The sequence below is a fragment of the Planotetraspora sp. A-T 1434 genome, assembly GCF_025420585.1.
Lineage (GTDB): Bacteria > Actinomycetota > Actinomycetes > Streptosporangiales > Streptosporangiaceae > JAOEGB01.
Window position 1 is genome coordinate 142,232 of the sequence record NZ_JAOEGB010000002.1, and the last position, 12,974, is coordinate 155,205.

The following is a 12,974-nucleotide window of genomic DNA, read 5'->3' on the forward strand; positions in this document are numbered from 1 at the left end:
GGACGTGGAGTGCCGCATGAGCGACAGCATCGATGATCTCGACCGTCGAGCCCGAGGGCTCAAGTTCGGGATCACGGTCGAGCACATGTTCGCCCAGGTCTGGTCCGGCGAGACGCTGACCGTCAGGGACCGGCGGCTGCTGCTGGTCGGCCTGCTCGTCGGCGAGGGGATGCGTGAGGAGGTCGAGCTCCAGCTCGACGCCGCCCTGCGCACCGGCGAGCTGACCCCCGCGGAGCTCCGCGAGATCGTCGTCTTCCTGACCCACTACGCGGGCTGGCCGCGCGGGGCCAAGCTCAACGCCCAGGTCGAGGAGCTCATCGACCGGTTCATGCGAGGCTAGGCAGTTCTGACACCCCCAGGGGCACTGGATAGTCTGCGGTCATGCCGACCGCACTCATCACCGGGGCCACGGCCGGGATCGGGGCGGCGTTCGCGCGCCGCCTCGCCGCCGACGGCTTCTCCCTCGTCCTCGTCGCCCGCGACGGCGCGCGGCTCGCCGCCACCGCCGCCGAGCTGCGCAAGCGGTACGGCGTCGAGGCCGAGGCGCTGCCCGCCGACCTGTCCGCCGACGAGGGGCTGGAGGCCGTCGAGGAACGGCTGCGGGCGGGAGTGGACCTGCTCGTCAACAACGCCGGGTTCGGCAACCGCGGGGCCTTCCTCGACGTCCCCGTGGCCGACGAGCTCCGGATGCTGCGCGTCCACTGCGAGGCGGTGCTGCGGCTGACCCGCGCGGCCCTGCCGTACATGATCTCGAAGGGGCGCGGCGGCGTGATCAATGTGGCGTCGGTGGCGGCGTTCTTCACGCGCGGCACCTACAGCTCGTCCAAGGCGTGGGTGGTGAACTTCAGCCAGTCGGCGGCAGCCGAGATCGCCGGTTCCGGCGTACGGGTGATGGCCCTGTGCCCGGGGTTCGTCCGGACCGAGTTCCACGAGCGGGCGCACATGGACACCTCCGGCATCCCCGGCTTCCTTTGGCTGCCGGCCGGGCGGGTCGTCGACGAGGCGATGCGCGACCTGGCCCGCGGGCTGCGCGTCAGCGTCCCGTCCGCGCGCTACAAGGCGATCGTGGGCCTGGGCAGGCTGGTCCCGGGCAATCTGGCCGGCCGCGTGTCCACCCGCCTGGGCCGCCGTTAGATCAGAGCTTCTCCACGTTGGGGCCGTGACAGCGGTTACGCGTGTCGAACACGAACCGGGCCGAGCGCTGGACGAGCTCGTAGTCGAAGCAGTCATGGTCGGTGAGCACGACGACGGCGTCCGCCGCCGCGAGCTCCCCGCTCGTGGGCTCGACCAGCTCGATCCCCACCGGAAGCAGGAAGTCGTCGGCGTGCGGGTCGGCGGCCCGCACGTCCGCGCCGAGCTTGCGGAGGCTCTTGGCGATCTCGATCGCGGCGGACTCGCGGCAGTCGCCGACGTTCTTCTTGTAGGACAGGCCCATCAGGAGGACGCGGCTGCCCCTGATCGGGAGGTGGCGCCGGTTGAGCGCCAGCGCCAGCCGGTTGACGACATGGTCCGGCATGGACCGGTTGACGTCGCCGGCCAGCTCGGCGAACCGGAAGGTCCGCCCCGGCCCGCGCCTGACATTCCATGACACCTGCGACGGGTCGATCGGCGGGCACTGCCCTCCCGTGCCGGGGCCCGGCGTGAACCGCATGAAGCCGAACGGCTTGGTCGACGCCGCGTCGACGGCCTCCCACATGTCGATCCCGAGCTGCCCCGCGAAGATCGACATCTCGTTCACGAGGGCGATGTTCACCTGCCTGAAGGCGCTCTCCAGGAGCGCGCAGAGCTCGGCCACCCGGGGAGAGGAGACGGGGACCACCTCGCGGACGATCCGGCCGTAGAAGTCCGTGACCCGCTCCAGCGAGGCCGCGTCGATCCCCGAGACGACCTTCGGCGTGTTGTCGAGACGCCACCGGGCGTTCCCCGGGTCGATCCGCTGGGGGCTGTAGCCGAGGAAGAAGTCGCCGGGCGTGCGCAGGCCCGAGCCTTCCTCCAGCAGCGCCCGCAGGTGCTCCTCGGTGGTGCCGGGATAGGTGGTGGACTCCAGGATCACCGTCGCCCCGGGCCGCAGCAGCGGCGCGACCGCCTCCCCGGCCGAGCCGACGGGCCGGAGGTCCGGCACCCCGCCGCGCACCGCGACCGGCTCGGTGATCACGCAGATGTCGAACCCCTCCGCGCGGGCGTAGTCCGCGCTCGCGGCGTACCTCCCCGAGCCGTGCGCGGCCGCCAGCACGCCGTCGCCGACGTCCTCGACGCAGGACTCCCCCGCGCTCAGCCGCTTCACCCGCCACTCGTCCGCGTCGATCCCCACGACGTGGAACCCGGCCTCGACCGCCCGCATCGCCAAGGTCAGGCCCGTACGGCCCTGCCCGACGACGACCAGCTTCTCCCCCATGCCCCACGACTGTAGGAGCGCCGCCCCCGCGACGGCGTGAGGACACGCCCGCCACGCTGCCATCCCGGGGCGGTCACGCTCCGTAATATGACCTCCGTACCTGCGGGGGGATGATGACTCTTTCTGAACGAGTGACCGGTGGTCCGGACGTCACGGCTCCGTGGTGGTCCGTGCTGCGCTGCCCGCGTTGCCGCGGCCCTCTCCAGCAGGGGGGCAGCTTCCGGTGCGACGTGTGCCGGGCGTCATACCCCGTCGACGGGGGCATTCCCCGGTTCGTGCCTCGGGCCGACTACGCCGAGGGATTCGGCTACCGCTGGAACCGGCGCCGTCTGGAACAGCTCGACTCGCGCTCCGGCCTGCCGATCAACCGAGATCTGCTGCTGAACCAGAGCGGCTGGTCCACCGCGGATCTCCGGGGGAGCACCGTGCTCGAATACGGCGCCGGCGCCGGGCGGTTCACCGAGGTGCTGTGCGAGACCGGCGCGCTGGTGACGTCCGTCGAGCCCACCAGCGCAGTCCATGCCAACGCCACCTCGAACGGCCGTTTCCCCAACCTGCGGCTCGTGCGGGCGGCCCTCGGCGAGCTGCCGCTTCCCGAGGAGTCGTTCGACTTCGTGTTCTGCCGGGGGGTCGTCCACCACTGCGGCGACACGGAGGCGGCCTTCAAGACCCTGTTCCGATACCTGCGCCCGGGGGGCCGGTTCTGCGTCGACGTGCGGGCGGCCGCCGTCACCCGCACCCACCCGCTGCGGCCGCTGCGCCCGATCACCAGGCACCTTCCGCCGGCCGTGCTGTACGGCCTGGTGGAGAAGGCCGTGCCGAAGCTGCTGGCGCTCCGCGCGATCCCCGGTCTGGACCACCTGGACGGGGAGACCGCGCTGAGCTGGGCGGTGGTCACCACATTCGAGTGGCTCTCACCGCGCCACCTGCGCCCTCAGCCGCGCCGCCTGCTGGAGCGGTGGACCCGCGATCTCGCCCTGCGGGAGGTCGCGATCGACCGTCACTTCGGCATGTACGTCATCCGGGGCACCAAGTAGGCGGAAACATTTCGCCCACCGCCGTCGCGGTGTGTACGAACGGAGCAGGTGGCGGGTTAGCTTCTCGAACGTGACCAGTCGGATTCGCGTCATGGAAATCGCCCGCATGAACGTCGGCGGCCCCGCCACGCAGGTGTCGGAGCTGTGCGGGCGGCTCAACGCCGAGGAGTTCGACCACCGCCTGTACACCGGCCACGTCGACGGCGGTGAGGGCGATCACCTCCAGTTGCGCGGCACGACGGTCCCGGTCCACCGGGTCCCCGGCCTCGGCCGGTCCGTCAGGCCCATCGACGACTTCCGCGCCCTCTACCGGCTGGTCGGAGCCATGCGGGCGTTCCGGCCGCACATCGTCCAGACGAGGGCCACCAAGGCGGGCGCGCTCGGGCGGATGGCCGTCCGGCTTTCCAGGGTCGGAGCCGCGCGGGTCCACGTGTTCCACGGCCATTCGCTGAACGGGCGTGGGGTCAGACGGTCGGTCTACGTGCGGTCGGAGCGCTATCTCGCCGCCACGGCCGATCGGCTCGTCACGGTCGGCGCGCGGGTCAGGGACGACCTCCTGGAGGCGGGAATCGGCAGCCCGGAGCAGTACGTCGTGATCCCGCCGGGCGTCCGGCCCGGCCCGGTGCCCGACCGGGAGGCCGCCCGCGCCGCCCTCGGCATCCCCGCCGACGCGCCGGTCGTGGCCTACGTCGGACGGCTCACCAGGGCGAAGCGGCCGGACAGGTTCCTGGAAGTGGCGGACGCCGTGCTGCGGCAGGTGCCGGGCTGCCGGTTCCTCGTCTGCGGGAGCGGCGAGCAGAAGGAGGAGGTGGAGCGGAAGATCCCGCCCATGTGGGAGTCGTTCCGGCTGCTGGGCTGGCGGAGGGACGTCGAGACGGTGTACGGCGCGGCCGACGTGGTCGTGCTCACCTCCGACAGCGAGGGCACGCCGCTGGTGCTGATCGAGGCGGGCATGGCCGGCGTGCCGGTCGTGTCGACGCGCGTGGGGAGCGTCGCGGAGATAGTCCACGACGGGTATACCGGCCTCCTGGCCGCCCCGGACGTGGGCGAGCTGGCCGGCCACACGGTCCGGCTGCTGTCCGACCCCGCGCTCGCCAGGCGCATGGGTGAGTCGGCCCGTGAGTGGACGGCCCGCTCGTTCGGCGTCGAGCGCCTGGTGGCCGACACCGAGGCCCTCTTCCGGTCGCTTCGCGGCGCGTCACGGTCCGAGCTCAGCAACAGGTAGGCCGCCCGGCGACAGCCAAGGGCTGAGCAGCGGGTGAGGACGGCGAGGGCTCCGGCCGGGAAAGGCGAAGGCCCCCGCCGGGAAAGGCGAGGGCCTCCACTGACACGACCTTCTCGCGTCTGTCAGCGCTTCTCAGCGCTCGTCAGCGCTGAACGCGTTCCTCAGCGGCCGATGTTGGCCTCGTGGCCGATGGACAGGCCCGAGTCGACGTCGAAGAAGTGCAGGTTGTGCGTGTCGACGACGAGCTCGATGTTCTGGCCGGGACGGACGTGGCTGCGGGCGTTGACGCGGGCGGTCCACAGGGACTTGTCGCCGGTCAGCGGGAGGGTGGTCTCCTCCTCGTCACCGTCGTTCTGCGCGGCCACCGTGTCCTTGTGCTCGACCGGCGGGGCGTCGATCGTGAACAGGACGTTGATCTCGGAGCCCAGCTCCTCGGTGACGTTCGCGCGAACCGGGATGCGCACCCAGCCGGCCGCGTTGCCGTTGGCGGCCACGGAGTCCTCGAAGTCCGACGGGCGGATGCCGAGGATGATCTTCTTGCCGATGTAGCGGTCGAGGCCCGGCTTCTCCGCGAAGGTCGAGTCGGGAACGGGCAGCTTGTAGCCCGCGAAGACGACCGCCGCGCCGCCCGCGTCCCGGGTCAGCTCGGCGTAGGCGAAGTTCATGGACGGCGAGCCCATGAAGCCGGCGACGAACAGGTTGACCGGGCTGTCGAACAGGTTCTGCGGGGTGTCGACCTGCTGGAGAAGGCCGTCGCGGAGGACGCAGACGCGGTCGCCGAGGGTCATGGCCTCGACCTGGTCGTGGGTGACGTACACCGTCGTGACGCCGAGGCGCTCGTGGAGCTGGTTCAGCGAGGCGCGCATGGAGACGCGGAGCTTGGCGTCGAGGTTCGACAGCGGCTCGTCCATGAGGAACGCCTGCGGCTCGCGGACGATGGCGCGGCCCATCGCGACACGCTGCCGCTGACCACCGGAGAGGGCGGCCGGCTTGCGCTTGAGGTACTGCTCCAGGCCGAGCATCCGGGCGGCCTCCTGGACCCGCTTCTGGATCTCCGACTTGGGCATCTTGCGGAGCTTGAGGCCGAAGGCGAGGTTCTCCTCGACCGTCATGTGGGGGTACAGCGCGTAGTTCTGGAAGACCATCGCGATGTCGCGGTCCTTCGGGGGCAGGTGGTTGACCACCCGGTCGCCGATGGAGATCTCGCCGCCGCTGATGTCCTCCAGGCCGGCGATCATCCGCAGGGCGGTGGACTTGCCACACCCAGACGGGCCGACCAGCACCATGAACTCGCCGTCCTTGATCTCCAGGTTGAGGCCGTTCACGGCCTTGACGCCACCCGCGTAGATCTTGTCGACGTTGCTCAGAACGATAGAAGCCATGCCAGTCCTTAACGCTTCCGAAACAGGGGAACCATAGAGGGAAGTGGATACGTTTTCATGAATCTCACCTGAACTGCCCTCTACTGTCAAGCTTCTGTTGGCATCGGCGTTGGAACCATGCTGGAATCGTTTCCATGAACAACTTGATGCCGGGACAGCGCCGTACGACCATCAAGGACGTGGCGGAGTCGGCGGGCGTGGGGGTCGCCACGGTGTCCCGCGTCCTGTCGGGCGGGTCTGCGAGCGCGGAGACGCGGGAACGGGTCCTGGCCGCGGCGGCGCGGCTCGACTACCGGCCGAGCGCTCTGGGCCGCAACCTGCGCCAGCAGCGGACCGGCGGGATCGGGCTGCTGGTCCCGGATATCACCGACAGCTTCTACGCCAGACTGACCGACGGCGTGCTCTCGTGCGCCCGGTCGTACGGCGAGCCGGTAACGCTCGGGGTCACCGGAGACGACCCCGAGCGGGAGGCCGAGCTGATCGGCACGCTCATCGAGCAGAGCATGGACCGGGTCATCGCCGTCCCGTCGGGCGACGGCGAGATGTGGGCGCCCGCCCTGCGCGCGGGCCTGAACGTCGTCTTCGCGGACCGCCGGGTCCGGGCCGACGTTCCGGGCGTGGTGGCCGACGACCGCGCCGGGCTCCGGACCGCGCTGGAGTATCTCGTCGGCCTCGGCCACCGGAGGATCGCCTTCCTCGGCAGGCACGGGCAGTCGCAGCGGGTCGCGGCCTTCACGGAGACGCTGACGTCGCTCGGCGTGCCGGCGGACCCGGGTCTCGTGGTGCACGCGCGGGCCAGCCGCGACTCGGCGTACGCCGCCGCGGCCGGGCTGCTGCAGCACCGGCCGGACCTGACCGCCGTGCTGGCCGGCGGCAACATGCTGGGCGAGGCGGCCGTGCTCGCCGCGCGCGAGCTCGACGTGCGGATCCCGAGGGACCTGTCGCTCGTCATGTTCGACGACGTGCCCTGGGCCGAGCTGTGCTCCCCGCCGCTGACGGTGATCGCCCAGCCGGCCCAGGACGTCGGCTACCGCGCGGCCGAGCTGGTCCTGCGGCAGGGGCGCCGCCCGAGAACGGTCACCCTGCCGACGGAGCTCGTCGTGCGGGCGAGCTGCGCGCCTAGGAGATGACCTTCTCGATCGCCTCGACGACCTCGGGGGCCTCCGGATCGACGCGCGGGCGGAACCGCGCCACCGCGTCACCGCCGGCGTTCACGAGGAACTTCTCGAAGTTCCACTGGATGTCGCCGGCGGCTCCCTCCGAGTCGGGAAGCTCGGCCAGCCGGGCGTAGAGCGGGTGCCGGTCGTCGCCGTTGACCTCGGTCTTCTCCAGGAGGGGGAAGTCCACGCCGTACGTCGTGGAGCAGAACTCCTGGATCTCCTCCGCCGACCCGGGCTCCTGGCCCAGGAACTGGTTGCACGGGACGCCCACGACCGTGAGGCCGCGGTCCCCGTAGGTCTCCTGCAGCCTCACCAGGCCGCCGTACTGGGGCGTGAGGCCGCACCTCGACGCCACGTTGACCACCAGCGCCGCCCGGCCTCCGAGGAGGGCGCCGAGGGTGGTCGGCTCACCGGCGAGCGTGTTCACCGGGATCTCCAGAATGCTCATGAACGAACTTTACAGAACATCGTTCCATCCTCGGCGTGCCGGTTTCGCGGCGGCAAAACACCAGGTCAACGCCTGCCGTCACGGAGAAGCCGAGGTCAAACCCCAATTCATGGTCATCACCTGCCGGGGCGCCGGTCTCCCGGCCGCCGTGCCGGTTCAGCGCTCCCCCGCCGGATGTCCAGAGATCGGGACGGGATCGGTAAAGAACCGCCCCCAGCGTGTCGCGGGTGATCCGCCTGAGCGGGGTCGGCGTACTTCAATCCGCCTAAAGGACCCGTCGCGGTGCCTGCCGGGAGTTGTCATGGATCCGGTGGGCCGAGCGGACGGCCCGCGCCCACTCCATGGGCGGGGACGAACGGCGGGCGCACCCGTGCGCCCGCTTTCCCACGCGTTCCGCACGCGACCCGACGACAAGGACCGAATTGGACAGCAACAGTGTTCTGCGCAACGCAGTCGCGGCCGTGATCGCGTTCACGGCGATCGGCGGCGCGAGTGCCACGCCCGTGATGGCCGAGGAGGCCAAGGGCGTGCACCTCGGGGTGTGGAAGATGCGCGTCCAGGTGCCCGCCCGGAGGACCCGGCAGGCACCGGCGAAGATCCGCAGCAAGGCGTACGCCTTCCGCCTCGTCACCCGGCACACGTGGTCGGGTCAGCAGTTCCAATGCCTGGACAGCCTGTGGACCAGGGAGAGCAACTGGGACCACCGGGCCTACAACCAGGGTTCGGGCGCCTACGGGATTCCCCAGGCGCTGCCCGGCAGCAAGATGGGATACGTCGCCGGGGACTGGCGGTTCAACCCGCAGACCCAGATCCGATGGGGTCTGCGATACATCAAGGGGCGGTACGGCTCGCCCTGCGGGGCGTGGGGCCACTTCCAGTCCCACAACTGGTACTGACGGAGTGTCCAGGGAGTGCCCAGGGGAAGGGAACACTCCCTGAGGGCGCCCGGGGGATCACTCCCGGGCGCTCCTCTTCCCGGCTTTCCGGCCGGCCCGTACGGCCATGGCCTCGACGAGCAGCTCCAGCCCGAACTCGAACTCCTCGTCGTGGTCGCACGACAGCAGATAGGGCGAGAGCGCGCTCACTTGGGGGAACAGCGCGGGGTCGGCCTCCGCCACCTTGATGTCGGGCCGGACGGGCGCGAACGTCGGGGTGACGCCCACCTCGCGGAGCAGGGAGCCGACGATGTACGCGATGAACATGCGGAGCATCCGCACCGCTTCCTGGCCGTCGAAGCCGGCGCCGCGCAGCGTGGACAGCGCCCGCTCGACGGGCAGCAGCCCGGCCGTGGACTGGAGCTGGCGGCTGACGACGACCATGGTCGACCGCGGGTAGTGGTGGGCGATCTGCCGGAAGGCCCTGGCCTGGATCCGCACCCGGTCGGTCCAGTGCGCCGCCGGGTCGTCGGTGAACTCGATCTGTGACAGCACGGTCTCGGCGACGGCGTCGAGCAGCGCGGACTTGTTGGGGACGTGGTTGTAGAGCGACATGACGCCGACGCTCAGCTCACTGGCGATCCGGCGCATGGACACGGCGTCGGCGCCCTCACGCTCGATGAGGTCGATGGCGGCGGCGACGATCCGGTTCCGGCTGAGCATGGGTCGATTCTCCCGCACGTGTTGACGGACGTACAGCGTACGTGTCACGCTCGCGCTATACGTACGGTGTACGTCAAGGAGGCCCTCCCAGTGTCGACGCACGAGCTCTACACCATCCCCGCCGAGCTCTCCACGTGGGACGTGGAGATGACCGGAGCCGCCAGGTTCACCTGGGAGTACGACGACGGCAGGGATCGCATGCTCGCCCTCTACCAGAAGGGCAAGGACAAGCAGTGGGACTCGGTCAAGCGCATCGACTGGGACCTCGAGGTCGATCCGTACGACGTGCTGGGCGTCCCGGACGAGACCATCGCGATCTACGGCACGCCGCTGTGGGAGCGCCTGAGCGACAAGCAGCGCAAGGACGTGCGGCTGCACGGCGCGGCCTGGCAGTTCTCCCAGTTCCTGCACGGCGAGCAGGGCGCGATGATCTGCTCGGCCCGCATCGTCGAGTCGGTCCCCGACCTGGACTCCAAGTTCTACGCCGCCACGCAGACGATGGACGAGGCGCGGCACGCCGAGACCTACGCCCGGTTCCTCCAGGAGAAGATCGGGCTCGCCTACCCCATGAACGAGCACCTCAAGGCGCTCCTGGACAGCACACTGAACGACTCCCGCTGGGACATGCCGTACCTCGGGATGCAGGTGCTGATCGAGGGCCTGGCGCTGGCCGCCTTCGGGGTGATGCGCGACATCACCAACAAGCCGCTGCCCAAGCAGATCCTGGCGTACGTCATGCAGGACGAGGCCAGGCACGTCGCCTTCGGCCGGATGGCCCTGCGCGACTACTACCGCAACCTGTCGGAGACCGAGTTGCGCGAGCGCGAGGACTTCGTCATCGAGGGCTGCTACCTCATGCGTGACCGTCTCCGGGGCCGCGAGAGCTGGGAGCACCTCGGCCTGTCCAAGCAGGAGACGGCCGAAGTGATGGAGGCCACCGACCAGTCCGAATACCTGAAGCTGTTCCGGTCTCTGCTCTTCAGCCGGATCGTCCCCTGCGTCAAGGACATCGGCCTGTGGAGCCCCCGCCTGCAGAAGGCGTACGCCGACATGGGCGTGCTGGACATGGCCGGGCAGAACCTCGACGCGCTGATGAAGCAGGACGAGGACATCGCGGACAGGCTCGACGCCGACCGCTTCGCGAGCGAGGAGGCCGAACGGCACGCCGAGGTCGCCGAGACCATCCGCTCCGCGAGCGAGTGACCCGCCGCCTGACCCCGCCGCCTGACCCCGCCGTCCGACCCCGCCGCCGAACCGTCAGGGCGCCAGCGTCAGGACCAGCGACAGCGCGCCGGCGACCAGCAGAAGGACGCCGAGCCAGGCCACCCGCGCGTCCAGCGTGTCGTCCAGCGGGCGCCCGTCCCGGAGCGCCCGCTCAACCCGCCTGAACCGGACCCCGGTGCGCAGCAGGAGCAGCGCGCCGCTCAGCGCGGCTAAGGCGAACAGCACGGTCACCCCCGCGCCGGCGCGGTGACGCAGCCCCACCCCCGCCGCGCCGAGCGCCGCCGCGGCCAGTACGGTCCCCAGGCGCACCCACGCGAGCCGGGTCCGCTCGCTGTGCAGGCCGGGGCTCATGGTTGCCGGCTCATGGTTGCGGGCTCATGGTTGCGGGCTCATGGTTGCGAGCTCATGGTTGCGAGCTCATGGTTTGCGGGCTCATGGTTCCGGATTCACGGCGACAGGACGATGAGGACGAGCGCGAGGATCGCCACCATGGCCACGCCGTACCCGAAGAGCGGGGCGAGGGCGGGCGGCGGCAGCGGCTCGTCCAGGCGGAGCGCCCGCTGGATGCGGCGCCAGCGGGGGTAGGCCGTGACGGCGGCGACGGCGGACAGCAGCACGAGGATCAGGGCGAGCGCCGTGCGGACCCAGGGCACGAAGACGCTCTCCGGCACCACGGCCATCGCGATGCCGCCCGCGCTGAGGGCGAGGGACGTGCTGAGCCAGGTGAGGAACGTCCGCTCGTTGGCCAATGTGAACCGCGGGTCAGGCTCGTTCCCTTGCATGAGAAACAGGGTAATTTTGCCCCATTTCCTCTAGATTTGCCGGGTTAGCGGCAGGCCGGGTCAGAGGCACGCCTCGCTGACGCGCTTCAGGTAGGCGGCTCCGTCGGTGGCGACCTTCTGCGCCGCGTCCACCGCCGCGTTGGCGTCGTCGACGTTCAGCTTCTGGAAGCTGTCGGCGAGGCCCTGGAGCGCCTGCTTCAGCGTGGTGTCCCCCGCCTTCTCGGCGAGATCGTCCAGCTTGGCGGCGCCATCGGAGAGCTCCTTCCGCATCGCCTCGGGGTCGTTGACCACCGCGCCGATCTTGCTGATCGTCTCGCCGATCAGTTTCGGCGCCTCAACGCACGACTGCGCCTTGCCGGCGGCGGAGCATCCGGAGGCCAGCAGGACGGCGGCCGCCGCGACGGCAGCGAACGGGAGGAGTCGCATGGCCGAAACCCTACCCAATTCCTGATTTGGCGTGGGCCGTAGCATCTGCTCATGGGTATCTGTGAACATCTGCTCAGCCCGGTCGAGGCCGAGCCGCGCACGCCGGAAGGCTGCGAGGAGTGCCTCGAACTGGGCACGCGCTGGGTCCACCTGCGCAAGTGTCTCGAATGCGGCCACGTGGGGTGCTGTGACTCCTCCCCCGGCCGCCACGCCACCGGCCACTACCAGCACGTCGGCCACCCGACCGTCCGCTCGTTCGAGCCGGGCGAAGAGTGGCGCTGGTGCTACGCGGACCAGACGCTGGGCTAGGTCGTGCCTGACACTCCTCGGCACCGCTAGCGCCAGCGGTCAGCCGCCCGCGGCGCGGGGTGATATGCGGCGCGGGGTGATATGCGGCGCGGGGTGATATGCGGCGCGGGGTGGGGTGCCGCGCGAGGTGAGTTCGGGTGCCGCGGGGTGGGTCAGAAGGGAAACTCGGCGCAGACATCCCCCGCGAACCAGTGGGCGCAGTGCTCCCGCATGCGGGGGCCGTACACCGCGTCCCCGGCCAGGGCCGTATAGGACGGGAAGTCGCGGTGGACGAGCCCCGCCGTGTGGGCCAGGTAGACATCGAAGCCGGGGTACATCAGGCCCACGAACGGCAGGTCGTCCACGTCGACGGCGAGCACCGGGTACTCGCTCCGGGAGTCCGGCTCGCCCACCGCCAGGACCCGGCGGGAGTCCGATCCACCGGGAAGCAGGAAGCACTCGGTGAACCGGTCCGCCAGCGGCGCGAAGAACTCACCCCAGTGGTCGCCCATCTCCTCGCCTACGAGCCGGTCCAGCGGCCGGGGTGAGAAACCTCCGCCGGGGGCGAACCACCCGAAGCGCTCCAGCAGGCTCGTGTCGAACCCCAGCCAAGCCCGCAGGCTGGGCGGCAACGGGCGGCCCGAGGGGAAGACCGCCTCCGCCAGCGCGTCCGCCGGCATTGGCCCGGAGGTCCCCGCCACCCACGGGACGTGCTGGTAGCTGAGCATCGACCGACCCGGCTCTTGCCGTACCGTCTCGACCACTCGCTCCGCGAGCGCCGCTCCGTGCTCCGCGCTCCCCGCCTCTTCAGTCATGCCCCCAGAAGCTAACAGCCGCCACGGACGTTTCCGCCATCATGTTCGCGACCTCTAGCCACGCGCCGTCCTACCTGACGCTTTGTGCAGCGTGACCATGCACGGAGTGCGGCCGGCGGACGGACACCGCATGATCACAAACAGTGCCGACCCTGATCAGACCGCATACGGCGGAAACCATGCATGATCACGAT

Annotated in this window: 16 protein-coding genes and 1 pseudogene; 9 read left to right on the top strand and 8 right to left on the bottom strand. The window is 70.4% G+C overall.

The window, feature by feature from the left end; genetic code table 11:
- The first annotated feature begins 16 nt into the window (after positions 1–16).
- Together N5079_RS03980 and N5079_RS03985 are read left to right on the top strand one after the other, a co-directional pair.
- Positions 17–340, top strand: a complete 324-nt coding sequence (locus N5079_RS03980; RefSeq protein ID WP_261582002.1) for a carboxymuconolactone decarboxylase family protein — start codon at positions 17–19, stop codon at positions 338–340.
- A gap of 41 nt (positions 341–381) precedes the next feature.
- Positions 382–1,134 carry an SDR family NAD(P)-dependent oxidoreductase gene (locus tag N5079_RS03985; RefSeq protein WP_261582003.1) on the top strand — a complete coding sequence of 251 codons (753 nt, stop codon included), beginning with the start codon at positions 382–384 and terminating at the stop codon, positions 1,132–1,134.
- Position 1,135: 1 nt separating this feature from the next.
- Here N5079_RS03985 and N5079_RS03990 read toward each other — a convergent pair whose 3' ends face one another.
- Positions 1,136–2,395 carry a nucleotide sugar dehydrogenase gene (locus N5079_RS03990; protein ID WP_261582004.1) on the bottom strand — a complete coding sequence of 420 codons (1,260 nt, stop codon included), beginning with the start codon at positions 2,393–2,395 and terminating at the stop codon, positions 1,136–1,138.
- A 113-nt stretch (positions 2,396–2,508) separates the two neighbouring features.
- Between N5079_RS03990 and N5079_RS35450 the strand changes: the two are divergent.
- The 3 genes and pseudogenes from N5079_RS35450 to N5079_RS04000 form a co-directional block, all read left to right on the top strand.
- Positions 2,509–2,646: pseudogene (locus tag N5079_RS35450) on the top strand (Trm112 family protein); the annotation flags it as partial.
- 24 nt (positions 2,647–2,670) lie between these two features.
- The gene (locus N5079_RS03995) at positions 2,671–3,432 is read left to right on the top strand and encodes a class I SAM-dependent methyltransferase (protein ID WP_261582005.1); all 762 of its coding nucleotides are present in this window, start codon (positions 2,671–2,673) and stop codon (positions 3,430–3,432) included.
- Between the two features lie 70 nt (positions 3,433–3,502).
- Positions 3,503–4,657 carry a glycosyltransferase gene (locus N5079_RS04000; RefSeq protein ID WP_261582006.1) on the top strand — a complete coding sequence of 385 codons (1,155 nt, stop codon included), beginning with the start codon at positions 3,503–3,505 and terminating at the stop codon, positions 4,655–4,657.
- 161 nt (positions 4,658–4,818) lie between these two features.
- On the opposite strand, the gene N5079_RS04005 is transcribed toward N5079_RS04000, so the two are convergent.
- Positions 4,819–6,039, bottom strand: coding sequence for an ABC transporter ATP-binding protein (locus N5079_RS04005; protein ID WP_261582007.1), 1,221 nt, complete (start codon positions 6,037–6,039; stop codon positions 4,819–4,821).
- A 134-nt stretch (positions 6,040–6,173) separates the two neighbouring features.
- Here N5079_RS04005 and N5079_RS04010 point away from each other — a divergent pair, with 134 nt between their 5' ends.
- Positions 6,174–7,169 carry a LacI family DNA-binding transcriptional regulator gene (locus N5079_RS04010; protein WP_261582008.1) on the top strand — a complete coding sequence of 332 codons (996 nt, stop codon included), beginning with the start codon at positions 6,174–6,176 and terminating at the stop codon, positions 7,167–7,169.
- Here the strand turns inward: N5079_RS04010 and N5079_RS04015 are convergent.
- Positions 7,159–7,647: a glutathione peroxidase gene (locus N5079_RS04015; protein WP_261582009.1), complete on the bottom strand. Its 489-nt coding sequence runs from the start codon at positions 7,645–7,647 to the stop codon at positions 7,159–7,161. The genes N5079_RS04010 and N5079_RS04015 overlap by 11 nt on opposite strands.
- A gap of 422 nt (positions 7,648–8,069) precedes the next feature.
- On the opposite strand from N5079_RS04015, the gene N5079_RS35300 reads away from it, so the two are divergent.
- The gene (locus N5079_RS35300; protein ID WP_315967777.1) at positions 8,070–8,543 is read left to right on the top strand and encodes a lytic transglycosylase domain-containing protein; all 474 of its coding nucleotides are present in this window, start codon (positions 8,070–8,072) and stop codon (positions 8,541–8,543) included.
- 57 nt (positions 8,544–8,600) lie between these two features.
- Here N5079_RS35300 and N5079_RS04025 read toward each other — a convergent pair whose 3' ends face one another.
- Positions 8,601–9,245, bottom strand: coding sequence for a TetR/AcrR family transcriptional regulator C-terminal domain-containing protein (locus N5079_RS04025; RefSeq protein ID WP_261582010.1), 645 nt, complete (start codon positions 9,243–9,245; stop codon positions 8,601–8,603).
- Between the two features lie 90 nt (positions 9,246–9,335).
- On the opposite strand from N5079_RS04025, the gene N5079_RS04030 reads away from it, so the two are divergent.
- Positions 9,336–10,448: a ferritin-like domain-containing protein gene (locus N5079_RS04030; protein ID WP_261582011.1), complete on the top strand. Its 1,113-nt coding sequence runs from the start codon at positions 9,336–9,338 to the stop codon at positions 10,446–10,448.
- Positions 10,449–10,502: 54 nt separating this feature from the next.
- Here N5079_RS04030 and N5079_RS04035 read toward each other — a convergent pair whose 3' ends face one another.
- The 3 genes from N5079_RS04035 to N5079_RS04045 form a co-directional block, all read right to left on the bottom strand.
- On the bottom strand, positions 10,503–10,820 hold the full coding sequence (locus N5079_RS04035; RefSeq protein ID WP_261582012.1) for a DUF202 domain-containing protein: 318 nt from the start codon (positions 10,818–10,820) through the stop codon (positions 10,503–10,505).
- Positions 10,821–10,915: 95 nt separating this feature from the next.
- Complete coding sequence (locus tag N5079_RS04040) at positions 10,916–11,251, bottom strand: YidH family protein (RefSeq protein ID WP_261582013.1); 336 nt, start codon at positions 11,249–11,251, stop codon at positions 10,916–10,918.
- A gap of 60 nt (positions 11,252–11,311) precedes the next feature.
- On the bottom strand, positions 11,312–11,677 hold the full coding sequence (locus N5079_RS04045; protein WP_261582014.1) for a hypothetical protein: 366 nt from the start codon (positions 11,675–11,677) through the stop codon (positions 11,312–11,314).
- A gap of 51 nt (positions 11,678–11,728) precedes the next feature.
- On the opposite strand from N5079_RS04045, the gene N5079_RS04050 reads away from it, so the two are divergent.
- A complete protein-coding gene (locus N5079_RS04050; protein ID WP_261582015.1) occupies positions 11,729–11,986 on the top strand; it encodes a UBP-type zinc finger domain-containing protein in 258 nt (85 codons plus the stop codon).
- Positions 11,987–12,138: 152 nt separating this feature from the next.
- Here the strand turns inward: N5079_RS04050 and N5079_RS04055 are convergent, their stop codons facing one another.
- Positions 12,139–12,780 (bottom strand): hypothetical protein, encoded by a 642-nt coding sequence (locus tag N5079_RS04055; RefSeq protein WP_261582016.1) that lies wholly within the window; start codon positions 12,778–12,780, stop codon positions 12,139–12,141.
- Positions 12,781–12,974 lie beyond the last annotated feature (194 nt).